This is a genomic window from Capsulimonas corticalis, from assembly GCF_003574315.2.
Lineage (GTDB): Bacteria > Armatimonadota > Armatimonadia > Armatimonadales > Capsulimonadaceae > Capsulimonas > Capsulimonas corticalis.
Genome location: NZ_AP025739.1, coordinates 3,504,883 through 3,526,721 on the forward strand (window position 1 = coordinate 3,504,883; position 21,839 = coordinate 3,526,721).

General features: G+C 62.9%; 23 protein-coding genes. 8 read left to right on the top strand and 15 right to left on the bottom strand.

Going from position 1 to position 21,839, the window contains the following annotated elements; translation table 11 throughout:
* Positions 1–4 precede the first annotated feature (4 nt).
* The 3 genes from D5261_RS14995 to D5261_RS15005 all read left to right on the top strand — a co-directional run bounded on the left by D5261_RS14995 (position 5) and on the right by D5261_RS15005 (position 2,009).
* A complete protein-coding gene (locus D5261_RS14995) occupies positions 5–1,012 on the top strand; it encodes a phosphodiester glycosidase family protein (RefSeq protein WP_119320517.1) in 1,008 nt (335 codons plus the stop codon).
* A 74-nt stretch (positions 1,013–1,086) separates the two neighbouring features.
* A complete protein-coding gene (locus D5261_RS15000) occupies positions 1,087–1,398 on the top strand; it encodes a hypothetical protein (protein WP_119320516.1) in 312 nt (103 codons plus the stop codon).
* Positions 1,399–1,409: 11 nt separating this feature from the next.
* Positions 1,410–2,009, top strand: coding sequence for a DUF4291 domain-containing protein (locus tag D5261_RS15005; RefSeq protein WP_119320515.1), 600 nt, complete (start codon positions 1,410–1,412; stop codon positions 2,007–2,009).
* A 318-nt stretch (positions 2,010–2,327) separates the two neighbouring features.
* On the opposite strand, the gene D5261_RS15010 is transcribed toward D5261_RS15005, so the two are convergent.
* The gene (locus D5261_RS15010; protein ID WP_119320514.1) at positions 2,328–5,978 is read right to left on the bottom strand and encodes a beta-sandwich domain-containing protein; all 3,651 of its coding nucleotides are present in this window, start codon (positions 5,976–5,978) and stop codon (positions 2,328–2,330) included.
* Positions 5,979–6,076: 98 nt separating this feature from the next.
* On the opposite strand from D5261_RS15010, the gene D5261_RS15015 reads away from it, so the two are divergent.
* The 3 genes from D5261_RS15015 to D5261_RS15025 are packed head-to-tail and all read left to right on the top strand — an operon-like array spanning position 6,077 to position 8,675.
* Positions 6,077–6,739 carry a tetratricopeptide repeat protein gene (locus D5261_RS15015; RefSeq protein ID WP_119320513.1) on the top strand — a complete coding sequence of 221 codons (663 nt, stop codon included), beginning with the start codon at positions 6,077–6,079 and terminating at the stop codon, positions 6,737–6,739.
* Entirely contained in the window at positions 6,736–8,352 is a 1,617-nt protein-coding gene (locus D5261_RS15020) for a CPBP family intramembrane glutamic endopeptidase (protein WP_119320512.1), read from the top strand. The genes D5261_RS15015 and D5261_RS15020 overlap by 4 nt, the downstream gene beginning before the upstream one ends.
* Complete coding sequence (locus tag D5261_RS15025; RefSeq protein WP_119320511.1) at positions 8,349–8,675, top strand: DUF167 domain-containing protein; 327 nt, start codon at positions 8,349–8,351, stop codon at positions 8,673–8,675. The genes D5261_RS15020 and D5261_RS15025 overlap by 4 nt, the downstream gene beginning before the upstream one ends.
* Here D5261_RS15025 and D5261_RS15030 read toward each other — a convergent pair.
* From D5261_RS15030 to flgB, 10 genes are all read right to left on the bottom strand, one after another.
* Positions 8,587–9,183 (bottom strand): MotE family protein, encoded by a 597-nt coding sequence (locus D5261_RS15030; RefSeq protein ID WP_119320510.1) that lies wholly within the window; start codon positions 9,181–9,183, stop codon positions 8,587–8,589. The genes D5261_RS15025 and D5261_RS15030 overlap by 89 nt on opposite strands.
* A gap of 311 nt (positions 9,184–9,494) precedes the next feature.
* A complete protein-coding gene (locus tag D5261_RS15035; protein ID WP_119320509.1) occupies positions 9,495–10,220 on the bottom strand; it encodes a lytic transglycosylase domain-containing protein in 726 nt (241 codons plus the stop codon).
* Positions 10,221–10,226: 6 nt separating this feature from the next.
* Complete coding sequence (fliJ, locus tag D5261_RS15040) at positions 10,227–10,679, bottom strand: flagellar export protein FliJ (RefSeq protein ID WP_119320508.1); 453 nt, start codon at positions 10,677–10,679, stop codon at positions 10,227–10,229.
* Positions 10,666–12,033, bottom strand: coding sequence for a flagellar protein export ATPase FliI (gene fliI / locus D5261_RS15045; RefSeq protein WP_119320507.1), 1,368 nt, complete (start codon positions 12,031–12,033; stop codon positions 10,666–10,668). Before fliI ends, fliJ begins: the two co-directional genes overlap by 14 nt.
* Positions 12,034–12,036: 3 nt before the next feature.
* Positions 12,037–12,780 carry a FliH/SctL family protein gene (locus D5261_RS15050; RefSeq protein ID WP_119320506.1) on the bottom strand — a complete coding sequence of 248 codons (744 nt, stop codon included), beginning with the start codon at positions 12,778–12,780 and terminating at the stop codon, positions 12,037–12,039.
* Between the two features lies 1 nt (position 12,781).
* On the bottom strand, positions 12,782–13,795 hold the full coding sequence (gene fliG, locus D5261_RS15055; protein WP_119320505.1) for a flagellar motor switch protein FliG: 1,014 nt from the start codon (positions 13,793–13,795) through the stop codon (positions 12,782–12,784).
* Positions 13,796–13,858: 63 nt separating this feature from the next.
* The gene (gene fliF, locus D5261_RS15060) at positions 13,859–15,535 is read right to left on the bottom strand and encodes a flagellar basal-body MS-ring/collar protein FliF (protein ID WP_119320504.1); all 1,677 of its coding nucleotides are present in this window, start codon (positions 15,533–15,535) and stop codon (positions 13,859–13,861) included.
* A 60-nt stretch (positions 15,536–15,595) separates the two neighbouring features.
* A complete protein-coding gene (fliE, locus tag D5261_RS15065; RefSeq protein WP_119320503.1) occupies positions 15,596–15,925 on the bottom strand; it encodes a flagellar hook-basal body complex protein FliE in 330 nt (109 codons plus the stop codon).
* Positions 15,926–16,146: 221 nt separating this feature from the next.
* Positions 16,147–16,599 carry a flagellar basal body rod protein FlgC gene (gene flgC, locus D5261_RS15070; protein ID WP_119320502.1) on the bottom strand — a complete coding sequence of 151 codons (453 nt, stop codon included), beginning with the start codon at positions 16,597–16,599 and terminating at the stop codon, positions 16,147–16,149.
* A gap of 3 nt (positions 16,600–16,602) precedes the next feature.
* On the bottom strand, positions 16,603–17,010 hold the full coding sequence (gene flgB / locus D5261_RS15075) for a flagellar basal body rod protein FlgB (protein WP_119320501.1): 408 nt from the start codon (positions 17,008–17,010) through the stop codon (positions 16,603–16,605).
* Between the two features lie 121 nt (positions 17,011–17,131).
* On the opposite strand from flgB, the gene D5261_RS15080 reads away from it, so the two are divergent.
* On the top strand, positions 17,132–17,743 hold the full coding sequence (locus D5261_RS15080; protein ID WP_119320500.1) for a Uma2 family endonuclease: 612 nt from the start codon (positions 17,132–17,134) through the stop codon (positions 17,741–17,743).
* 16 nt (positions 17,744–17,759) lie between these two features.
* A complete protein-coding gene (locus tag D5261_RS15085; protein WP_119320499.1) occupies positions 17,760–18,125 on the top strand; it encodes a hypothetical protein in 366 nt (121 codons plus the stop codon).
* Positions 18,126–18,134: 9 nt separating this feature from the next.
* On the opposite strand, the gene D5261_RS15090 is transcribed toward D5261_RS15085, so the two are convergent.
* The 4 genes from D5261_RS15090 to dnaJ all read right to left on the bottom strand — a co-directional run bounded on the left by D5261_RS15090 (position 18,135) and on the right by dnaJ (position 21,784).
* A complete protein-coding gene (locus tag D5261_RS15090; RefSeq protein ID WP_119320498.1) occupies positions 18,135–18,860 on the bottom strand; it encodes a tyrosine-protein phosphatase in 726 nt (241 codons plus the stop codon).
* 173 nt (positions 18,861–19,033) lie between these two features.
* On the bottom strand, positions 19,034–19,771 hold the full coding sequence (locus tag D5261_RS15095; RefSeq protein ID WP_165864050.1) for an RsmE family RNA methyltransferase: 738 nt from the start codon (positions 19,769–19,771) through the stop codon (positions 19,034–19,036).
* A 4-nt stretch (positions 19,772–19,775) separates the two neighbouring features.
* Entirely contained in the window at positions 19,776–20,639 is an 864-nt protein-coding gene (gene prmA, locus D5261_RS15100) for a 50S ribosomal protein L11 methyltransferase (RefSeq protein WP_119320496.1), read from the bottom strand.
* A complete protein-coding gene (dnaJ, locus tag D5261_RS15105; protein WP_119320495.1) occupies positions 20,636–21,784 on the bottom strand; it encodes a molecular chaperone DnaJ in 1,149 nt (382 codons plus the stop codon). Before dnaJ ends, prmA begins: the two co-directional genes overlap by 4 nt.
* Positions 21,785–21,839 lie beyond the last annotated feature (55 nt).

Consider the following 21,839-nt stretch of genomic DNA (forward strand, 5'->3'; position numbering starts at 1 on the left):
CCCGATGGAACCTGTCCGTAATCAACCCTTTCGTCGTCCCTATGGGCGGCGAAGGGGTTTCGCCATATTATCCCTCATCATTGCGCCTGCCTGCTTCGCCGGCTGCACCTCTCCGGGGGCGTCCGCAGGGAAGACGGCGACTCCCGAGGCCGCCGCGCCGCAGTCCCGGGTCACGCTTGGGGCCGGCGTCACCTACGTCGCCCTTCCCATCGGCGCCAATGAAGGCGTCAATCTCCTAGACATCGATCTTGGCGCGGGCGGGCGGGCGGTCATCACTACGAGCAACGTTCGACTGGCGGGCGGCGAGGTGGTCGGGGACAGCCTGCTCCCGCGCGAATGGCTCGATAAGCGCAAGGCGCTTGGCGCGGTCAATGGCGGGTACTTTGGGCGAGACCATTCGGACGCCAAGGAGATCATCGGCCTGCTGGTGCAGGGCGGCCGCGTCCGCCACACCGCGCCTTTGCTGACGGGCCACGGCAGCGCCACTCTGTCCGCAGGCCAGTATGTCCGAAGCGCCTTTGGGCTGTCCGCCAATGGGACACCCTCAATTGTTTGGGCCGCGACCGATCCCGCCAACCCCCAGCGCGTGCTCCAGTACGACAGCCCCACGCCGTCCGGTCCGAGCGACGGCGTTCCGTGGCGCATCCACAACGCCGTTGGCTGCGGCCCCATGCTCATCCATAACGGCGCGATTGTCGTGACCGACCGCAAGGAGCGGCTCGCCAGCGACGGCGCCCTCCCGCGCACCTTCCTGGCGTACGACGGCGCGCCCGGCCGACCCCGGCATCTGCTGGTCGGCATTGCGTCCGCGATCACGTTCGCCGATCTCGCCCAGTTTCTCACAGCCTATTTTCCAAAGGCGCACGGCACGCGCGCCGAGGCGGCGATGTGCCTCGACGGAGGCGCGTCCACCCAGATGAGCGTCCGGGACGCGTCCGGCGTGCAGTCGCCGCGAGACACCGGCGTGACGGTTCCGACAAGCATTGTGGTGACGCCGTCAAATCGTGGGTAGAACTCCATAAGCGCTTGCCTTGAATCCGCGGCCTATGGTACAATCTTGCATTGTGCGCGGGGGAGATCTGGTATATGGTGACTTACAAAACGATGCTGACCGACTATGAGGGCATGCAGACCGCTCTCGATACGCACACCGAACAAGGCTGGAAACTCTTCTCTGTCGCCGCCGACACCTGGCGCAAATCACCTGCCGTCGAAAGCGGCGTCAACGAACTCAGCCCCTTCGACGAACTCGCCGCCCCCGGAACCGGCCGACAGGAATACTCCGCCGCCTACTACCTCATCATCTTCCAGCGCGACGACCACCGCCACGCCGACGAACTCGCCGCCGCCGCCGAAGAATCGCTCCCCATCAATCCCATGCACTTTTTCCAGGGGTAGGGCGTCTTCTGATGCCCCCAACTTACGAAATCCGCGCGGACTACGATCGCGATACCATCGTCGTCTATCAAGCATACTCCAAAGCCATCGCCACGGCGGCATTAGCGTCGGGGACGTTTGCGCCGCCGTTTTCCTTCGGTCGAATGACATGGATCAAGCCGTCGTTTCTCTGGATGATGGAGCGGAGTAATTGGGGGCAGAAATCCGGCCAGGAATACGTTCTCGCAATTCGCATCAAGCGTTCCGGCTGGGAGGAAGCGCTGTCGCAGGCCGTGCTCACGCATCCCGAGCGCGGAGTTTATCGCGACGCCGACGATTGGCGCCGACAATTCGAGAGCGCGGTGGTTCACGTGCAATGGGACCCCGAACGAACACTGCGCGGCGAATCGCTGGATTATAAAAGCATCCAGGTTGGGATAAGCCGGCATGTCATCGAGCGGTACGTTCAAGAATGGATTGTCGAGATCACCGACTGCACGCCGGTCGTCCGTAAAATCCATCGTTTGCTGCAAGACGGACATTCCTCGAAAGCGAAGCCGTTACTGCCCAAAGAACGGTCTTATCCCGTCTCCGAAACCATCAGTCAACGCTTGGGTATGAAACTTCGTTAACTCATCTGAGGATTTGGACTGTAGGCGGCTGGCGACTAAAGTCGCGCCTCTGAGAGCGCAGAAACCCGCCTGCGCAGGTTGCAAATGCCAATATTTAAGCGACATGACGCACGATTAATGGCATTTAGTCCGCGCAGGCGGACTTTGGCGAACTTCTAGGCGCGACTTCAGTCGCCGGCGAATCTGATTTGAACGGCATTTGACCTAAGTGTAAAGAGATAATTGGCCGTCGGCCGCTAATAAGCTTATTCTCCAAACAACGACGGCGCGGCCGAGCGTATTGCTCGGCCGCGCCGTCGATTTTGTGATCGGTTTTGGCTACTTCTCTAAGCTAATCGCCACGATCTTGATCGACGGATCGTTCGGCAGGGTCAGCGTGGAGATCTTCACGTTCGCGTCCAGGGCGATTGCGTAGTCGCCGAGGTAGCAGGGGACGGCGGTGGGGACGCCCTGGGCGATGTGGTAGGGCGACCACCAGCCGGCGGTTCCTTCGGTCGGCGCCTGGAGCCAGTCCTGAAGGGGCAGGCTGGCGGACGGGGATGAGGGGCCGGGGCTGAAGGTGGCGGTGACGGGCGCGCCTCCGGTGGCGGCGGCGAGCAGGTGGATGGACTTGTAATTGCCGCCGGGCAGGGAGATCTGCTGGCCTTTGCACACGACGACGTTGTTCTTGCCGGTGGGGAAGAGGAACGTTCGGGCGTGGTTGGACTTGTCGCCCGCGCCGCTCTGGCCGGCGTAGTAACCGGCGGGATAGAGCGGGGCGCTGGGCTTGGGCGCGAGCAGCGCGTTGATTTCGGGCTCGCCGGAGGCGTCGGGCGGGAGCATCTCGGCGGGCAGAGCCCCGCCCTTGCCGTCGAAGTCCACGCCGTCCACAGCGCCGTTTCCAAAGATGCCGGCGGCGTTCGCGGCGGATGTCAGATCGACCGGAACCGTGGACGAGTTCTTGCCGGTGACGGTAATGATCATCGGGTAGAGATCGGCGCCGCGTGAGATCGGCGCGGTGGACTGCCAGGAACCGTCGGGAAGCTGAACATCCCAGGCCAGGACGTAGCGGCCGGGCTGGTCGGGCGCGTGGAACTTGGCGACAATATCGCCGTCCGCGCGGTTTGGCGGAACGCTCTTTGTCAGCGGGGAGAACACGCCGCCGGTCCAGGCGGCTTCCGTCCCGTCAAGGTAGTACCAATGGTAGCCGATCTTGCGGTCGGTCTTCGCCCAGATAGTCGAGCCGAGGTTTTGTAGGGCGAGATGCGCTTCCGTATCCTTGCCGGCGCTGGCGGTGCGCGGGACGTCGGAGAGGACGAAGGAGGCGGCGGAGTCGCTGTCCGTGACCTGGATCCACTCGTCGTGTGTTCCGGCGGTCACGATATCGGCGGACGAGGGCTTGAGGTACCAGTGGAGCCGGTATTCGCCCGGCGCCAGCCCCTTGCCGGCGGCCGACGCGGCGACCGGGACGGGAACGGTGACGACCTGGCCGGGCAGCACGGGAGCGGCGGAGACCGGAACGCCGTCGGAGATCGAGACGGCTTCGACGGCGTCGCCGTTCACGCGCTGGATCTTATAGACCAGCGAGGTCTTCCCGGCGGGCCAGGCGGCGCTTCCGTCGTTGCGCAGCGTGACCGCCGTGTCGTAAGTCGCGCCCGCGCCCAGCACGGTGGGCGTCGACGAACTCAGGAAGGTGACGTCCTGGCGGGATGTCTCGGCGTTGTCGCCCGCTTTGACGATCGTGACCGGGACTTGCAGCGGAATATCCGACGCGTACGAGAACCAGCGATCCGTTCCCTGCACCATATCGAAGACCAGTGTGTAATCGCCGGTTTCCAGGCTGTCGCCGTAGCCGTTGACCGCGACGACGCCGACGCTGAGCGTGATGGACTCGCCGGGCGCGACGTTACGGCCAAGCGGGACGCGCGGCGCGCTGTCGTCGTAGAGGCGGCCGTCTTTGTACCAGCGCGGGCAGAGGGCGTAATCTTCGCCGGCGCGCCAGGGCAGAGAGCCGGCGTTTTCGATCCGGATCGGGATCTGATAGAGCCGCTTCTGCTGGATGGAGCGCGGGACGGCTTCAGCCAGGTATTTGGCGCGCCACTGACGTGAGCCATTAAAGGCGATGGTCTTCAGGCGCGTCTGGTCCACAAACTGCTGCGCGTACTGGCGTGAAGGCGCAATCTCCGTGCCGTGCGTGAAGTCGTTCCAGCTGTCGATGACGACCATCGCCGGGTGCGCGTCGATCGCCGACGCCCACGAGGCGGCGTAGGCGTCACCGCCGCTGCGGCTGGTGATGGCCGCGCCATGCGCGCCGCCGGGAGTGACCGTGGCGATGTTGTCCGTCGAGGAAAGGATCACGACGCTGCTTCCATCGAAGAGCTTTTCGCCGTTCGTGTCCGACTTGCCGTCGGCGTCGTAGACCAAGTAAGCCGCCGGGAGAGGATGGCCTTCGTCGGTCGGCATCTCCAGCGAGCTGCGGAACTCGGCGGGGATCCGGCTGTACACATCGTTATAATCGGCGGAGTCCGCGCCGGAGCGGCAGACGCCGATCAGCGGATAATCCTCGCCGTCGGCCGCCATCTGCTTGAGCGCCTGCACGAGCGCGCTGAGCTCTTTGGGCAGCAGCGTATCGTCCTTACGGGCGCGGATCAGCGCGACATTGATTCCGGCGCGGCGCAGCTCGGTCAGCTGCTGGCGATGCCAGGAGGCGCGCAGGCCGGAGAACCACGGGCCGGCGCCGTCCATCGGCTGATCGATAAGCTGCGTGCGGCCCTGCGCGTTCCAGACATTCTGGGACGGCGCCTTGCGGCTGTCGGCGTTGTAATCCACGCGGTAGATCGCCATGACCAAGGCGGGCGCCTTGGCGGGCGTCAATTGCAGCGACCCCGTCAGGGAGACCTGCGGCGCGGCGGGCGTGTAACCCGCCGGGTACTTTGGCGTCAGCGGATTGCGTCCGGGCCGGGTGTCCGTACCGCTGTCGTTCGTCGCCGTCTTCTCGCCCGGCACCGTATGGATGCCGCCGGGCACGATCTTGATCGAGCCGCCGCCAGGCAGTTCGATAGAGGTCGGCGGGCCGGTGGGCGCCTTCACGACGGGCGCGGGGGCGGGAACAACAGGCGTCGGAGGCGGCGTCGGAGGCGGCGCCGGCGGCTTGATCGGCTCCGGCGGGGGCGCGGCGAAGGGAGATTCGCTGGTGTTCGGCTCTTCCTCGGCGGTCGGAGCCTTCGCCTCAATCGGCTTGGTCCCGAAGGACGTGCGCGAGATGGCGGGCCATTCGCCGCTGACGACGGAGCCGTTGATCAGCGGGAAGCGGGTGACGACGCGGGGGGAGACGACGGTCTTGTCGGACGCTTCCGGGGCGGAGCCGCCGGAGGTAAAGACGATGCTGGCCCACTTCGACGGATCCTGCACATCCTCGCCGCTCTGGACGGCGCTCGAAAGCGAATAGAATCGATCGGAGGGAGCGGCGGTGGAGGCGCGGTCGCGGGAGATCACATTGAATCCCCATGTCGTTCCGTCCTTGGGAGCCTTGTCGACGCCCAGCTCCGCCCACGGGATCGCCACTTCGACCGTATATCCCGTGTCGCTGTCCGAAGGATCGTTGAGCGAACCGTCGACTTTGGCGGCGTACTTGTACGTGTAAACGACTTTGGCTTTGGGGATCTTCCCGTTGACGCCTACGCTGAAGTAGGAGCCGCCGGCGGCCGAGACGGCCATTTGGAACGTGCGCGGCGTACGCATCTTCGCGCGCGCGCGGTCCGTCTCGAAGAACAGCTCGATATCGTCATCTTGCTGCGGCTGAGAGATCGGGGTATTGTTCACTCCGACGACGTTTCGGTCATTGACTTGAAACGCCGCGTAGAAGTAATAGTCGTCCCAGCTGGTGTAAAGGGCGGAAACGCGTTTGCCGGCTTGGGCCTGCGCGCTTGCGGAGTAGGGTATTAGCGAAAGGGACAGCATCGCCGCCCATCCGCACGCTTTTCTGAACATGAAGCATTATAGCCCCCCAATGACGGTATGTCAATCGTCACGATGCTCTGGACACTCCCCGGTGATTACGCTATAATAACAAGCAGGAGTATCCCTAAATGATCAGAGCCCGATTTGCCGCCGCGCTCGTTCTCGTTCTCTGTGGAACGGGAAGCGCGCACGCCGCCTCCCACGCAAAACGCGCGACGGGCAAGGCCATTCCGCTGCAGTCCAGCCGCGCGCAGGTTGACGGGATCGTCAGCTCCGTCGTGGACGACCTCTGGGCTCAGAACGACGAGTACTGGCACCATGGCGATTACCCGCGCATCATCGCGCTGGACCGGGTGATCGTCGGCGCCGATCCGCACTTTCTGGAGTGTTACGCCACCGGCGGCTGGCTGATGGAAAGCATGGGCGCGCTCGGCGACGCCGAAGCGTTCTATCAGATGGGAGTTCGCACCAACCCCGACCAGTCGTACGCCTATTTCAACCTCGGCGAGTTTTATTTCAACACGCTCAAGGATTACAAGGCGGCGGCGCTGGTCTTGCGCGCCGGCGTTCGGCATAAGGGATACGATATCAACGATTGGAAGACACTGGCGCACGCCTACGAGCGCGCCGGCGACATCGACAACAGCGTGAAGACCTGGAAGACGATCAAGGCGCACTGGCCGAACGGAGTCGCCGTCGATCATAATCTGACGCGGATCGTTCAAATTCAGAAGTCAGGCGCCGGAGCGGCCGGACGCGTGAGCCTGCCGGGGCCGCCGCCGCTTCCATGACCACTCCTCCCCCTTCTTCGCAGCCGGCGGCAGCGCCGCAAAAGCGCCTCCGCGACGTCTTTCCCCTTTGGGCGTGGATCGTTCTGGTGTGGTGGGCTTTGTTCACCTACGCCAACTCGCTGACGCCTCTTCCACCCGGCGTCGCCAGCCGCATGGCGAAGGCCGCCGAGGGCCGTGTGGACAGCGACGCCCTTCAGGATCTGATACAGATCGATCTGGGGGCCAAGACCGCCTACGCGATCTCGCTCGCCCATGTGGGCGAGCCCGCCAATCCCGATCCCAAAACTCTTCAGGACGCGCTTTCGAAATCGGAAGATTTGGAGCGGGAAACGCATAACTCGATCAGCGCCGCTCGGCGCGTGATCGTGATGCGCGCTCTGCTCGGCAAGCCCCCGTTCGCCGTCAGCAAAGCCGGCGCGCCGCTCGACGCATTCGACAAGGATCTGTCGCCCCTGCTCAGCCCGGAGGATCGAGCGAGCGCCGTCCACGAGGGCAATGTCTGGACCGCCGCGCTGGGGTCCAATACCAAGCCGCGCGTCCGGGAGGCGCTGGCCGTTCAGGTGCGGGCTCTTCCTAATATCCGCTGGTGGGGGGCCGCAGGCACGGCCGCCGTTTATAAAATGGCGCACAATCCCGTCGAAGCCGCGCGCTGGAACGCCGTCGCGCGCAGCCGCGCGCTGAGGCCGCTGGTCGGCGTGGGGTTGATTGGCATTGTCCGCGCCGGCTTGACGTTTCTCGGGCTGGCGCTCCTCATTGCGCTCATGGTCCAGTACTTCGAGCGGCGCAATAATCCCGACGCGGGCTCGTTTTGGAAAATCGAGCCGCCTGCGATCTCCACGGAAGCGCGCAGGATCGGCGCGGGGGAGCTTGCCGGCATTTTCCTGATCTATCTATTGACGCGGGAAGTCATTACGGTGAGTGTGGGAGGCTTCGCGGGAATCGGCCACACCCACTTGCTGCAATTTCCCGGCGCCGCCAGCCACTTTCAATCACAGCTCGCGAGGCTTTCGGATCAGCAGCGCACCAGCGTGCAGATCCTCGTGGAAGCCGTGGTGTATGTCGTGAGCGCCCTGCCGCCGCTCGTGATTTTGATGGCGATGGCGCGCGCGCGCGGCGCATCGCTGGCGAATGAAATCGGCTGGAACGCGCGCGCCAAGGGGGCCAATATCCTCTATGGCTTCGGCGGATACGCGATTGCGTCGCCGCTGCTGCTGCTGGTCAATTGGCTCGGCTCTATCGTCTTTAAGCACCTCGCGAGCCCCGCAAATCCGGTCATCCCTCAGATCGTCACGGCGTCCGGCTGGTTCGTGCCGGTCACGCTGCTGCTGCTCGCGTCCGTCGCGGCGCCGTTTGTCGAGGAGATCTTGTTCCGGGGCGTCTTGATGAACGCGATCTTCATTCGTTTTGGCGCATGGCCCGCGATTATTGGTTCGGGCTTGATCTTTGGATTCGCGCATCCGGTCGGGGTGGGGGAAAAGCTGACGATCTCCGTTCTGGGAATGGTGTTCGCCTGGATGGCGCAGACACGGCAGTCGCTGCTGCCGTCCATGACGGCGCACTTCGTCAACAACTTCACGACGACGCTGCTGCTGCTGGCGATCATGGGCGGATGAAGAAGCCCGCCGAGCCGGTTCAGACCCGGATCTCCGTACGCCTGACTCCCAAAGCGTCGAGCAACGCCGTGACGGATTACGCGGACGGGGTGGTTACCATGCGGATCACCGCGCCGCCCATCGAAGGGGCGGCCAATGCGGCGTGCTGCGAGTTTCTGGCCGAGGCGCTGGGGGTGCGCAAGTCTCAGGTGAGCCTTGTCTCCGGCGCGAAGAGCCGGAGCAAGGTTTTGCTGGTTACAGAAATGCCTTCGGATGAGGCGGAGCGCCGTTTGACGCGGTTGTGGGAGACGCTCCGCTCGGCAAAGCGTTCATCAGCTGAGTGATCTTCGCCGCCCGGTCCGCCGGGAGCGCCGCCAGGATCTGGCCGGCCTTCTTTTCATCCAGCGCCATCAAGTCCGAGAGAACCACTTTGTCCGGCTGCTTGGCGAAGATATTGGCGATATCGTCCGGGCTCATGGTGGCGTAGATATCCAGCCGCTTTTGTTTTGGATCGACCGGCGGGGCCGCCGGCGCTCCCCCCGCCGAGGCGTCCGCCGCCGCCGGAGCCGCCTTCGCCGCTTCAAACGCCTGCTTATCCTTCTCCAGCTGCGCCTGATCGGCGTCCAGCTTCGCCCGCTGATCGTCCAGCGCCTGCTTCGCCGGATCGACCGGCGCGGCCGCCTTCGCCATAAGTTTGGGCTTCGGCTTCGCCAGATGCAGCGGCTTCATAATATTCATCAGCGACGGCGACTTCTCCGCCATCTTTTGCACGGGAATGATCTGCAAAAACGCGAGCGCGTAGACCACGCCGAGCAAGACCAATAATCCCACAAATCCCAACACTGCCTTCATCGATTATCCTTTTGCTTTCGTGCGGGTGATTCGGGGCACGCTCATCACTGGCAAACCACCGGCCTTCGCGCGATCCGAGTGACCTACCCCGGACTTCGCGTTCTCCTTGGCAAACCCACCCCCGGCCTACGGCCGACCCCTCCCTCGGGCGGGAAGGGTTATTTCAGAGTGTGTTATCGCGGGACGCTTCCGTAAAAGGCTATCTTACCAACCCTTCCCGCCCGAGGGAGGGGTCGGCCGTAGGCCGGGGGTGGGTTTGCCAGGGAGAACGCGAAACGCGGGGGTAGCTCACCCGGGTGAGGGTTCCCTCCTTACCGCTCCATCGCCGCCTTCACCTTGCGAATGTAATTCTGCGTCTCCGAAAACGGCGGGACGCCGCCGTATTTTCGCACGTTGCCGGGGCCGGCGTTGTATCCGGCGAGGGTGAGATCCAAGTCGCCGCCGTATTGTTTCATGAGGCCGGCGAGCTGCTGGGTTCCAGCCGCGATATTCTGCTCGGGATCAAAGGCGTCGTCGATGCCGGCTTCGCGGACGTTTGCGGGCATCAACTGCATCAGGCCCATGGCGCCGGCGCGGGAGACGGCTTTGGGGTCGCCGCCGGATTCCGTGTGGATCACGGCGCGGACGAGCGAGGGATCCAGGCCGTTTTTGGCGGCGTATTTCTGGATCAAGTCATCATAGTTGGAGGCGCTGTGCTGCGTCGCGGCCGGGATGATCTGGTCCGTGGTCGGCGTGAGCGGCGCGGAGGGCAGCGGGCCGAGAGACGCGGCGGGAACGCGAGCGCGCACGGCGAGGCCGGGAAGGGAGATCGGGATGTCGCCGCCCGTCGGGATCGAGGATGGAAGCGCGGCGGCTTCGGATGTTACCGGGAGGCCGCCCTGGACCGGCGTGGGCTGCTGCGCCTGCTGCAAGGTCGTGGCGAAGCTCTGCTGGCCGGGCGCGGGGGGCGTGGCCGCCGGGGCGCCGGGGCTGAGAGCTTCGATGCGCTGCTGAATTTCGGAAATACGGCTTTGGATGCTGCTGATGTCGTCCGGCATGATATCTTACTCCTGCGTTCGTCGATGCGTGAAGCGCGAGCTCACCAGCTCGTCGAGCTCCAGCTGCATTTTGCGCTCGGCCTGCTGGGCGTGCGCCGTTTTGGCTTTGTCCTTGACCTTGTCCAGAGCCTGCCGGTTTTGAGCGGCGTCGATCATGTTGAGCTTGAACGCCTCGCGCGCCACGACCAGATCGCGGACGTGGGCCTCTTGACCCCGGATATTGGTGGTGACCGTTTGAAGGTACTCTTGATACATTCGGGTTTCGGCGGGATCGAAGGCCGCGTCGCGCCGCGCGCACAGCTCCTCCAGGATCGCCGCGCGGATCTCGCGCAGTTCATCCAGCAGGGCGTCGGCCCGTCGGTAAGCCATATCCGCTTCGGCGAAACTCTGCTGCGCCGCCTTTTCCTGACGCTCGCGCTGCTCTAAGACGGTTTGAAGACGGAACCTAAAGTTCTTCATTCTCGAACATTCCTTCAAGTGCCGCGACGGTTTCGTCGAACGAGTTTTTCTCGTGGACGCCCTGTCGCAGGAATGCGCGGATCGGCTCGATCATTCGTCGGGACGCGTCGATCCGTGGGTTGCTGCCTTCGGCGTAGGCGCCGATATTGATCAAATCCTCCGCTTCTCGGTAGGTGGACATCATCTCGCGCAGCTGGCCGGCGGCTTTGCGCTGCTCGGGATCGGTCACCTGCGGCATGACGCGGGAGACGCTGCGGGAGACCTCGATCGCCGGATAGTGGTTGCGCGCCGCCAAATCGCGCGAAAGCCAGATATGGCCGTCCAGAATTCCGCGCACGGTATCGGCGATCGGCTCGTTCTCGTCGTCGCCTTCCACCAGCACCGTATAAAGCGCGGTGATCGTGCCCTTGTCGCTGGCGCCGGCGCGCTCCAGGAGTTTGGGCAGGATCGCGAAGACGCTTGGCGTATAGCCGCGCGTGGCCGGCGGCTCGCCGACCGCGAGGCCGACCTCGCGCTGCGCCATCGCGAAGCGGGTGACCGAATCCATCATCAGCATGACGTCCTTGCCCCGGTCCCGGAAATACTCGGCGATCGTGGTCGCGATGAACGGCGCCTTCAGACGGACCAGCGGCGGCTGATCGGAGGTCGCAATGACCAGCACGGATCGGCTAAGTCCTTCCGGGCCGAGGTCGCTTTCCACGAACTCGCGCACTTCACGGCCGCGCTCTCCAACCAGGCAGATCACATTAATATCGGCCGTGGTGTTGCGGGCGATCATGCCCAGCACCGTGCTCTTGCCGACGCCCGAGCCGGCGAAGATGCCCATACGCTGGCCCTTGCCCAGTGTCAAAAGGCCGTCGATCGCGCGGATGCCGAGCTGGATCGGCTCGGTGATGCGTTTTCGGGTGAGCGCGTTCGGCGGCGCGGCGTTGATCGGGTAGTGGCGCGAGCCATGCGTCGACAGGCTGCCCTTGCCGTCGGCCGGTTCGCCCAGACCGTCCAGAATGCGTCCCAGCAGATGGTCGCCGACGATCGTGTGCTGCGTATGCCCTGTCGCGACGACTTCCGAGCCAGGCTTGATCCCCGCCATCTCGCCGAGCGGCATCAGTAGGACGCGGTTGGATTTGAATCCGACCACTTCCGCCTTGATGACCGGAGCGTTGCGGCCGCCGTGGCGGATCTCGCAGATCTCGCCGACCTGAACGGTGGGACCGATGCTCTCGACGACCAGGCCGATGACCTGGCTGACCAATCCGTTGGCGCGCACGGTGTCCAGACGGCTGACCATCGACTGATACTTGCCCAGATCGATCTCCGGCGGTGCGTCCGCAGGAACTGTCAGTTGGCTCGCCATGGGTTATTCGGTCTCCAGCTCTTCGCTTTGAATGATCGTGCGCTCGACTTCCGCAAGCTGGGTCTCGATCTTGGCGTCGATGGTGCCGGCGTTTGTCTCAATGACACAGCCGCCTTCGCCGACGCGCCGGTCGTCGATAATCTCCAGGTGGCGCAGACCGTCCACGATACTCATGATATCGTCCTTGGCGCCGCGCACTCGCGCGGAGTCCGACATCGCGACGCGGATCCGCACGTTTTCCTTGTCCACGACGCGCCGCAGGGCGTTTCGAATGATCGACATCACGACATCGGGATTTTCCTTGACTTCCGTCTTGATCACCTGGCGGGCGATGGTCAGGACAAGCTCCAGCATCTCCGTTTCCTGGCGCTCCCAAAGCTGCCGGCGGCCCTCGACGATCTCGTCGGCAATCGCCTGGAAATCCTCGCGCAGCCCTTCTCGGTAGGAGATCCATTCTCCGCGCAGCTCCTCGCCGATCTCGGCGCGCGCGGCTTCCTCACCGGAGTGACGCCCTTCTTGCCACGCCGCTTCCCGCATCGCTTCCGCCTGGGCGCGGGCGTCCTCGCGGATCTCCTCGGCGGCCCGGCGGGCGTCGGCGACGATTTTGTTCGCTTCGGCGCGGGCGTTCTCCAGCATGGCGCTGATATCGGGCGCCGGCTCCACGGGGGCCTGCGCGCCGCGCGCGGGCTTGGGCTCGGCGGGCGTCAGCGGCTGAAGCAAGTCCATGAATGAAGTGACGGAGGCCATATTAAGCAATCATCTCCTCGCCGCCGCCGCGGGCGACGATAATCTCTCCGGCTTCCTCCAGTTTGCGGATAATGTTGACGATCCGCTGCTGCGATTCTTCCACCGCGCGCAGACGCACCGGTCCCATGAACTCCATCTCTTCCTTCATCATCGCGGCGGCGCGCTCGGACATGTTCTTGTAGATGCGCGCCTGCGTGTTTTCGCCGACCCCCTTGAGCGCCACGGCCAGCTCCTTGGTGTCCACTTCCTTGAGCACCTGCTGGATCGCTCGGTCGTCGAGCAGAATGATGTCCTCGAACACGAACATCAGCTTCTTGACTTCCTCGGCGATCTCCGGGTTGCTTTCGGCAAGCGATTCGAGGATCGTCTTCTCTGTGGAGCGATCGACCCAGTTGAGCACGTCCACCAGCGATTTGACGCCGCCGGCGTGTGAGAAGTCCGTGGAGACGACGGAGGAGAGTTTGCGCTGGAGCACGCTTTCCACCTCGCGAATGACTTCCGGCGGAGTTTTGTCGAGCGTGGCGATGCGGCGGGCGACTTCGGCGCGCAGGTCCTGCGGCAATCCGGACAGAATGGCGGCCGCCTGGCTGGGCTGAAGGTACGCCATGATCAGAGCGATCGTCTGCGGGTGCTCGTTCTGGATAAACGTCGCGATCTGTGAGGCGTCGGCCTTCTTCAGGAAGTCGAACGGCATGACTTGCAGGGCTTGCAGCACGCGGTCGACGATCGCTCCGGCGCGCTCGGCGCCGAACGCCGTGATCAGCATTTCGCGGGCGGCGTCGATGCCGCCTTCGGCGATAAACTCCTGCGCGACGCACAGCTCATGGAACTCCTCAATAATGGTTTCACGAATATCGGCGGTGACTTTGCCCATGCGGGCGATCTCAACCGTCAAGTTTTCGATCTCGTCCGGGGTCAGGTATTGATAGATCTGGCTGGCGGATTCCGGTCCCAGGGCAACCAGCAGGATCGCGGCTTTTTGTCGGTTATTGAGTGGTTGCGGTCGTATGGCCATCGAATTGAGTTCCTCGGAAAATCGGCGGCGACGCCGCCGAACGATGAATTGCGAAGCGCGTGGTTATCGGGTCGCCGGGGTATCTTCGGACATCCATCCCTTGAGCAGCAGGGCGACGGATTCGCTGTTGCTGTTGACCATGTCCTGGATGCTCTCCATCTTGAGGTCCTGATGCTCCTCGATGCTGGGCGCGTTCATGCGGCGCTTTTGCCGGCGCGGCGAGACCTCGGGCATCTCGGCCAGCACGTCTTCGACGCGCAGCGGGCGCTCTTCGAGCAGCGCGTCTAAATCGGCTTCGGGGGTGTCTTCGAGCATGCCAATGTGCCCGCCGCCGCCGACCATCGCCAGGCGCGGTTCGCCGGCGCCGCTGCGCTGGCTGGACTTCGCCAGGATATAGAGCAGGACGCATCCGAAGACACAGGCGCCCAGGGCCTTGGCGATATTGGTCCACATCTGCTCGGCCATGATGGCCTTCACCTGAGCGTCCTGCGCCTGCTGGGCGCTGGTGTCGAACGGGATCTGGCTGACGGTGACGACCCGGTTGGCGACTCCGGGAGCCGCTCCGATCGCCCCGGCCATCCATGTCTTGAGGTTGGCGACATCGGCGGGAGAAATCTTGCTGTCGATCAGCGCGGCCACCGACAGGGCGCGGACGCTTCCCGGCGCCTTTTGGGTGACGGTGTCGGAAGTGCCGGGATCGTAATTCGTCAACGTCTTGGAGTTCTTGTAGTTGCCGGATTGGGTTCCGCCGGCGCCGTAGCTCGGGGTGCTCAGATTGCTTCCGGATCCGGCGACGCCGCCGGATTGCGGCGCGCCGGCGCCGCTGTAGCTTTCGTTGCTTTCCTGAACGCTCACGGGCATCGGGGTTTTCATTCCGACCGGCAGATTGTGCTCGATCGTATGGGTTTGTGTCTGATCGAAGTCCAGATCGGCGATGACGTTGACCTTGGATCGGTTGACGCCCAGCGTCTCATCCAGGCGCTGCTGGATCTGCTGGCGGACCATCTCGGCGTACTTCGCGCTCTGGTTGAGCGGCTGACCGTCTCCAAGCGCATCGGTCCCCAGACCGTCGGAGCCCCAGAGTTGATTTCCCGTTTGGTCGGAGATCTTGACTTGCTTGTCCGTCATGCCGCTGATGGAGGCGGCGACGAGACCGGCGACGCCTTTGATCTGCCCGGGCGACATCGTTTGTCCAGGCTTCAGCGTCAGCATGACGCTGGCGGTGGGGGGAGTGTCGTTTCCGAAGAGCGAAGCGTTGCTTCCGGCGGCGATATGAACGTCGGCCATCGCGACGCCGTCGATCCGCATGAGCGTCCGATCCAGCTCGCCTTCCTGCGCCGTCTGCAAGCGGAGGCGCTCCACGGCGCTGCTGGTGCCCATCGTGATCTTGTCGAGGGATTCCATGCCGACGATCTTAGCGTTCTTGTCCAGAATATCCGCCGATTCGATATACATCATGGCGTTGCTGGCGTCTTTCGACGGAACGCTGATGGTGTTATCCCCGGCGTTGTACTTCATCTGAATGCCGTGTTCGGTCAGTGTCGATTGGATCGAAGAAGCGTCCTTGCCGGCGACGCCGCTATAAATGGTCTTATAGTCCGGCGACGTGGCGAGGCTGACGGCGAACACCATCCCGGCGAGAATGAGAAGCCCCATTCCCGTGGCGGAGGCGCGTGTGACGGGACTTGCCGTTTGCCACCAGTTACGCAGCGAATCCAGAATATTATTAAACGATCCCAAAGAAACTCACCTCTCCCGGTAAATCGAAACGATACGAAACGTCTGTGCGAACGAGGTCGATTACATCGACATCCGCATGACTTCCTGGTACGCTTCGACGACTTTGTTGCGGATCTGAGTCGTCATCTGGAGGGCGACGGTGGCTTGTTCGGAGGCGATCATCACGCCGTGAATATCGCTGGTCTTTCCCACCGCGAAGTCCTGAGCCAACGCGCCAGCGTGGTTCTGGGCTGTGTTGACGCTGTTCATCGCCGAAACCAGGGTCTGGCTGAACGAGGGAGTCAGAGCGTTGGGATCGCCGGCGCCGCCCATCAGCGAGGCGGCGGCTTGTCCGAGGCCGGCGGGCGATATCGTACCGGAAGCCGCAATGGGCGAAAACAAGTTCATCATTTCTTAGGTCTCCTGAAATCTCAAAAAAGTGTAAAGCGGTCGGGCAAAATCTTTAGGCGGTAAACTTACCTGTTTTCCGCGACATGGGGATTCTTCCATGAACAGCACGCGGTTTCACACGGTAATTTTTGTGGATAAAGTGAAACAAGACGGCCGTGTGACACGGCCGTCTTGATGGGGAAGACGTGCGAAAGCGCACGCGTCACGGGGTTAAATTGGGCTTACGCGCGGCCGATATCGATGGCCTTTTCCGCCATTCCCTTGATCGACTGCACGGCGGTGACATTGGCTTCATAAGCGCGTGAAGCGCTCATCATATCGACCATTTCGGTGACGGTGTCGACGTTCGGCATGTTGACATAGCCCTGCGCGTCGGCGTCCGGATGGCCGGGCTGGTAGACTCGTTTGAACGGGCTCTGGTCGGGAATGATCGCCTGCACCTGCACGCCCTTCGTCGTCGCGGGCGTCCCGTCTCCGCCGCCGCTGAAGCCCGCGAGCGTATCCTGAAACGAGTTCGTTCCCGAAGAAAACAGCACTTGCTGGCGGCGATACGGCGAGCCGTTGGGAGTGCGTGTCGTGTTGACGTTGGCGAGGTTGTCGGCGATGACATCCATCCGCAGCCGCTCCGCCGTCATGCCCGAGCCGCTAATCGAAAGTGAATCCATGAAACCCATTGATTATTTTCCTCCGCCAATCACATATTTCAAAGCTGAAAACTGTCCGGAGACCAGCTGCGCGGCCCCCTGGTAATAGATCTGCGCCGCCGCCATCCGCGTGGATTCGGAATCGATGTCCACATTGTTTCCGTCGGGGCGCATCGCGCCGCCGCCGGTGGTGATGATCGCCGGATTCGCCTTGGGAGCGCCGTCATCCGGCAGCGCGATATCCCGGTTATCCGTCACTCGCATCGTCAGCGTGTCGTCCTGGTTCTCGCCGCGCGCCGCCGCCAGCACCGAATCGAACGACGCGTCCTTACGCTTGTAGCCTGGCGTATTGACATTGCTGAGGTTGTTGGAGAGAGCCTGCATGCGCGCCGATCCGAAGTCCAGCGCGTTCGACAAGAGATTGATGGTAGTGTTGTCCATGCTTTCATTGTCGGTAGTTCTACGGGGATCTTTAGGGGTATTGGAAAATCTTTACTGAAAAAGATACCGGGTTTTTTACCAAGCGGAATCCTGTGCTATAGTGGAGAAAGGAGGCGCTCTGATGACTATCCTGACAACAGCATCGGTGACGGCGTGGGACCATCCGCCGGAAGGCGGAGTCCGTGCGCATCGCTGGTCGGTGGATGAGTATTACGGCGTGGCGCGGGCAGGAGTGCTTGACGCGGACACGCATCTGGAATTAATCGACGGTGAGGTTATCGAGCATATGAGTCCGATCGGAGCGCCGCATGTGACGGCCGTGACATTGGCGTCCGAAGCCTTACGAACTGCTTTCGGCGAAGGATTTGTTTTGCGCGTGCAATCGCCTCTAAGGCTCTCTTCGTTTTCCGAGCCAGAGCCCGATCTTTTGATCGTCACCGGCAGAGTGCGCGATTATGCTCAACGTCATCCCAATCCCCCCGATGTTCGGCTTTTGATCGAAGTTTCGGAGACTACGCTGGCGTTTGATCGGGGGAGAAAAGCCGCTTTGTATGCGTCGGCCGGGATCAGTGATTACTGGATCATCAATCTGATTGACAACCAACTGGAGATCTATCGAAGCCCAGCAGGCGAGATGGGATATCAGCAGGTTGCGATTTTGGTGGGCGAGGAAGAAGTTGCTCCGCTGGCGTCGCCAGCAGCAACAATATTGGTTACTGACCTTCTGCCGTAGAGAAGCTTTTAGTCTGATGTTCTTGAGATTTGTTGTCCATCAAAAGATCGATAAAGCAAAATTCCATGTAGGGCTTTTTGCAGCCTCCTCTCATTTACAAGAATATGGAGAACTCAGTATTTATGAGTGGGAGCGACTGGAAGAATTGCTTAAGTGGTTTAACACACATTTGCCCCTCCCAAATTTGCACCAGGAGAACGTGCAAGCAGTCTACTGGTATCGAGCTTCCGCGACAATGCATATTGCCAAGATGTGGGAAATCGCTGGCATTTTGCAAACACACGGCTATGATGTCGAAATGGTGAAGACGGAATTTGCGGGGCTCATTATTTATCGAGACGATTTTCAAATTGGAGCGATTCCGAAAATCGACCGTCATTAGGTGGAATGGCTAAACCTTCGGAAGCAGCGAGCGCGGGCGTGTGTTGACCATGGCGTCGGCGGCTTCGGCGCCGGCGATGCGGGCGGCGATGGCGTGGGCTTCGCGCATGAGGTTGGGGGGACGGTGGTCGAGGTTGTGGCTGTCGGAGGCGATGATGAGCGGCAGTTCATGGGCGCGGGCGAGGATGGCTTCGGCCGCTTTACGGGCGCTGGAGCCGAAGCGGCCAAGAATGCTGCCGGTGTTGAGCTGGAAGTAGGTCCCGAGGTCGGCGCAGGCGTCGACGAACGCGAGGTGGCGCTGGATATCGGCGTTGCGTTCGGGGTGGGCGATGACGATCTTCACGCCAATGTCGAGCACGGATTTGAGATGGTCCAGGGCGTCGTGCGGCAGCCGGTCGAAGGGCAGCTCGATCAGCGCCCACTCGCCGCCGCCGATGGTCAGCACGGTTCCTTCGGTGAGGTCGCGCGCGAGCGCCGGGCCGACTTGAAGCTCCGTGGCGGCCACGATCCTCAGCGGGATCTGCGCGTAATCCAGCGCGAACTGCAACTCTTCGACATTCTCGCGCACCCACTCCGGCGGAGCGTTCTTACGGCTGCTCCAGGCGCGGTGCGGGGTGGCGACCATGGTGTCGGTTCCATCGGCCACGGCGACTCGCGCCATATCGAGCGCGTAGGGGAGGGTAGGAGCGCCGTCGTCGATACCGGGCAGGATGTGGTTGTGGATGTCGACAAACATAAATGTTGGCGGAGGCCCTCACCCCCCAGTCCCTCTCCCAATTCTGGGAGAGGGGGAGTCAGATAAAGACAAAGACTTTAAGATTAAGATTTTGATCCGAAATCTTAAACACCAAAAACTCTGACTCCCCTTCTCCCAGAATTGGGAGAAGGGGCAGGGGATGAGGGCCTCTCCTACTCCAGCGCATACAGCAGCTGCGCGATCATGATCAGCGCGGCCGTCTCCGTACGCAGTATTCGCTTTCCCAAAGAAACGCTTTGCAGTTTGGCCTTGGCCGCTTCGCGCGCTTCGGCGTCGGTGAAGCCGCCTTCGGGGCCGATTACGATGAGAATGTTTTGCGGCGGCTGCGGCTGAGATTCCAGCGCCCACTTTAATGTTGTCTTGAGCTCGCCTTCGTAGGCGAGCAGCGCGAGGTCGAACTGGTCGGCCGTCGCGAGGATCTGGCTGAATGTCTGATCGGCGCGGACTTTGGGAAGCAGGGCGCGGTGAGACTGCTCGGCGGCGGTCTTGACGATCTCGTTCCAGCGGGTGAGGCGTTTGGTGTGGCGCTCGCCGGTCAGATGGGTGAGGCTGCGCGCGCTTTCGTAGGCCCAAAAGGCGTGCGCGCCGGCTTCCGTGCCGCGCTGGAGGACTTGCTCCATCTTGTCGGCGACTTTGGGGAGCGCCTGCGCGACCGTGACGCGGGTGTGCGCCTCTGTGTCGAGCTTTATGATTGTGGTGATTCGAGCGGTCGCGCGCGACTTGCCGACTTCGTCGAGTTTGGCGACGAACTCAGAGCCAAAGCCGTCCAGTACGGCGATCAGATCGCCGGGGTTCGCGTGCAGGACGACTTTCAGATGGTGGGCGTCGTCAGCGCCGAGCGTCACCATGCCGCCGGCGATCTGGTCGGGCGAGATAAAGAAGCGTGTCACTGGATTAAACCGTGCTGCGGCGGAAGATGAGTGCGACCCAGTCGCCTTGCCGGCGCGTTTCGAGCGGGGAGAAGCCTTCGGTTTCGACCGCCATACGCACATCCGTCTCGCGAGTGTCGATGATCCCCGACGCGATAAACACGCCTTCGGGCTTCACGCGCTCGGCGATCTCTTCGCTCAGACCGATAATGACGTCCGCGAGGATATTCGCCACCACGAGATCGTACTGCCCACTCGGCAGCTCAACGCCGAATTCGATGGCGGCGCCGTTCACGGCGGCGTTCTCGGCGGCGATCTTCACCGCCAGCGAATCGATGTCGTTCGCCGCCACGGAGCCCGCGCCCAGCTTGGAGGCGGCGATGGCGAGGATGCCGGAGCCCGTGCCGATATCCGCGACCGTGGCGCCGGGCTGAACGTAATCTTCCAGGGCGGCGAGACAAAGCTGCGTGGTCGGGTGGCTTCCGGTGCCGAAGGCCATGCCGGGGTCAACCACGATCGGGATGCGTCCATCGGAGAGATCGGGGTCTTCCCAGGGAGGCGTCACGATGAGGCGGCGGCCGATCGGGATCGGCTTGAAGTACGCCTTCCAGGCGTTCGCCCAGTCATCTTCCTGGACGTACTTGATCGTGATCTCCGTGCCGGCGTTCTCGACGCCGAAGGAGGCCAGCGCCTCCAGCGACGCGGTCAGCGTGGACAAACGGTCTTCGATCCGGTCATCCACGGGCAGGTAGCCCACGACTTGCGGGGGGATGTGCGTATCCTGAACGACGAAGCCGCCGCACCCCACCTCATTGAAACAATTGCCGACGGCGTCTGTTGCGTCCGCTCCGGCCTCCACACTGATCTCGGCCCACCGCATCGTACTCATTTGTGCGTGAATGCTTTCTTAACGCTGTCAAAGAAACCTGGATCGTCCGGCGGCGCCTTTTCGCCCGACGCCGTCGCGAACTCGCGCAGCAGTCGCTTCTGCTCGTCGTTGAGCTTTGTCGGAACGGCGACCTTGACCTGGACGATCTCATCGCCCCGGTCGTGGCTGCGGGTGTTGAGGTCTGGGAATCCCTTGCCCCGGAAGCGGAATGTCGCGCCCGGCTGCGTGCCGGCGGGAATCGTCAGCTTCTCCGTACCGCCCAGGATCGGGACTTCGATCTGCGCGCCGAGCGCCGCCTGCGCGTAGGAGATGCTGGTGTCGTGCAGGACATCGTTGCCGCTGCGCTTGAAGTCGGCGTGCGGCCGCAGGTAAACGACCACGTAAAGGTCGCCCGGCTGTCCGCCGCGCAGGCCGGCGTCGCCGGCGCCCTGATCCACCAGGCGCGTGCCCGTGTCCACGCCGCCCGGGACTTGGATCGTATGCTCCTTGGTCTGGCGCGTGCGGCCCTGGCCCCGGCACGTGCCGCAGGGATCGCTGATGATGCGGCCTTCGCCCCGGCAGTTGGCGCAAGGCGCCACCGTGGCGAACGAGCCGAGAATGGTGTTCTGGACGTGCCGGACCTGGCCGGATCCCTGGCAGGCCGAGCAGACCTTGGGAGTCGTGCCGGGCTTCGCGCCGCTGCCGCTGCACGTTTCGCAGCTTTCCAGGCGCGTCAGCTTGAGGGTCTTCTGGACGCCGAAGGCGGCTTCCTCCAGAGTGATCTCCAGGTCGTAGCGCAGGTCCGAGCCCTGAGTCGCCTGCTGGCGCGCGCGTTCGCCGCCGCCGGCGGCGCCGCGTCCGCCGAAGCCTCCGCCCGCGCCGAAGAACATGTCGAAGATATCGCCGACGCCGAAGCCGTCGGCTCCGCCCATGCCGCCCTGCGGGCCGGCGTGGCCGAACTGATCGTACATCTGGCGCTTTTCGGGCGTCGAGAGAATCTCATGAGCTTCGTTCAGCTCCTTGAACTTCTCCTCCGCGTCCTTGTCGCCAGGGTTGACGTCGGGATGGAATTTTGCCGCCAGCTTGCGAAAAGCGGAGCGGATCTCAGCCGGCTGCGCGTCGCGTCCAACGCCCAGCACTTCATAATAGTCACGCTTGTTTGACATAGTTCAATTGCGATAAATGCGTCCGAAAATTAGGTCTTTATGAATGGGACAAGGA

Coding starts and splice junctions, on each gene's coding strand:
- D5261_RS14995 (WP_119320517.1), top strand. CDS start 5: ATGGAACCTGTCCGTAATCAACCCTTTCGTCGTCCCTATGGGCGGCGA.
- D5261_RS15000 (WP_119320516.1), top strand. CDS start 1,087: ATGGTGACTTACAAAACGATGCTGACCGACTATGAGGGCATGCAGACC.
- D5261_RS15005 (WP_119320515.1), top strand. CDS start 1,410: ATGCCCCCAACTTACGAAATCCGCGCGGACTACGATCGCGATACCATC.
- D5261_RS15010 (WP_119320514.1), bottom strand. CDS start 5,978: ATGTTCAGAAAAGCGTGCGGATGGGCGGCGATGCTGTCCCTTTCGCTA.
- D5261_RS15015 (WP_119320513.1), top strand. CDS start 6,077: ATGATCAGAGCCCGATTTGCCGCCGCGCTCGTTCTCGTTCTCTGTGGA.
- D5261_RS15020 (WP_119320512.1), top strand. CDS start 6,736: ATGACCACTCCTCCCCCTTCTTCGCAGCCGGCGGCAGCGCCGCAAAAG.
- D5261_RS15025 (WP_119320511.1), top strand. CDS start 8,349: ATGAAGAAGCCCGCCGAGCCGGTTCAGACCCGGATCTCCGTACGCCTG.
- D5261_RS15030 (WP_119320510.1), bottom strand. CDS start 9,183: ATGAAGGCAGTGTTGGGATTTGTGGGATTATTGGTCTTGCTCGGCGTG.
- D5261_RS15035 (WP_119320509.1), bottom strand. CDS start 10,220: ATGCCGGACGACATCAGCAGCATCCAAAGCCGTATTTCCGAAATTCAG.
- fliJ (WP_119320508.1), bottom strand. CDS start 10,679: ATGAAGAACTTTAGGTTCCGTCTTCAAACCGTCTTAGAGCAGCGCGAG.
- fliI (WP_119320507.1), bottom strand. CDS start 12,033: ATGGCGAGCCAACTGACAGTTCCTGCGGACGCACCGCCGGAGATCGAT.
- D5261_RS15050 (WP_119320506.1), bottom strand. CDS start 12,780: ATGGCCTCCGTCACTTCATTCATGGACTTGCTTCAGCCGCTGACGCCC.
- fliG (WP_119320505.1), bottom strand. CDS start 13,795: ATGGCCATACGACCGCAACCACTCAATAACCGACAAAAAGCCGCGATC.
- fliE (WP_119320503.1), bottom strand. CDS start 15,925: ATGATGAACTTGTTTTCGCCCATTGCGGCTTCCGGTACGATATCGCCC.
- flgC (WP_119320502.1), bottom strand. CDS start 16,599: ATGGGTTTCATGGATTCACTTTCGATTAGCGGCTCGGGCATGACGGCG.
- flgB (WP_119320501.1), bottom strand. CDS start 17,010: ATGGACAACACTACCATCAATCTCTTGTCGAACGCGCTGGACTTCGGA.
- D5261_RS15080 (WP_119320500.1), top strand. CDS start 17,132: ATGACTATCCTGACAACAGCATCGGTGACGGCGTGGGACCATCCGCCG.
- D5261_RS15085 (WP_119320499.1), top strand. CDS start 17,760: ATGTTCTTGAGATTTGTTGTCCATCAAAAGATCGATAAAGCAAAATTC.
- D5261_RS15090 (WP_119320498.1), bottom strand. CDS start 18,860: ATGTTTGTCGACATCCACAACCACATCCTGCCCGGTATCGACGACGGC.
- prmA (WP_119320496.1), bottom strand. CDS start 20,639: ATGAGTACGATGCGGTGGGCCGAGATCAGTGTGGAGGCCGGAGCGGAC.
- dnaJ (WP_119320495.1), bottom strand. CDS start 21,784: ATGTCAAACAAGCGTGACTATTATGAAGTGCTGGGCGTTGGACGCGAC.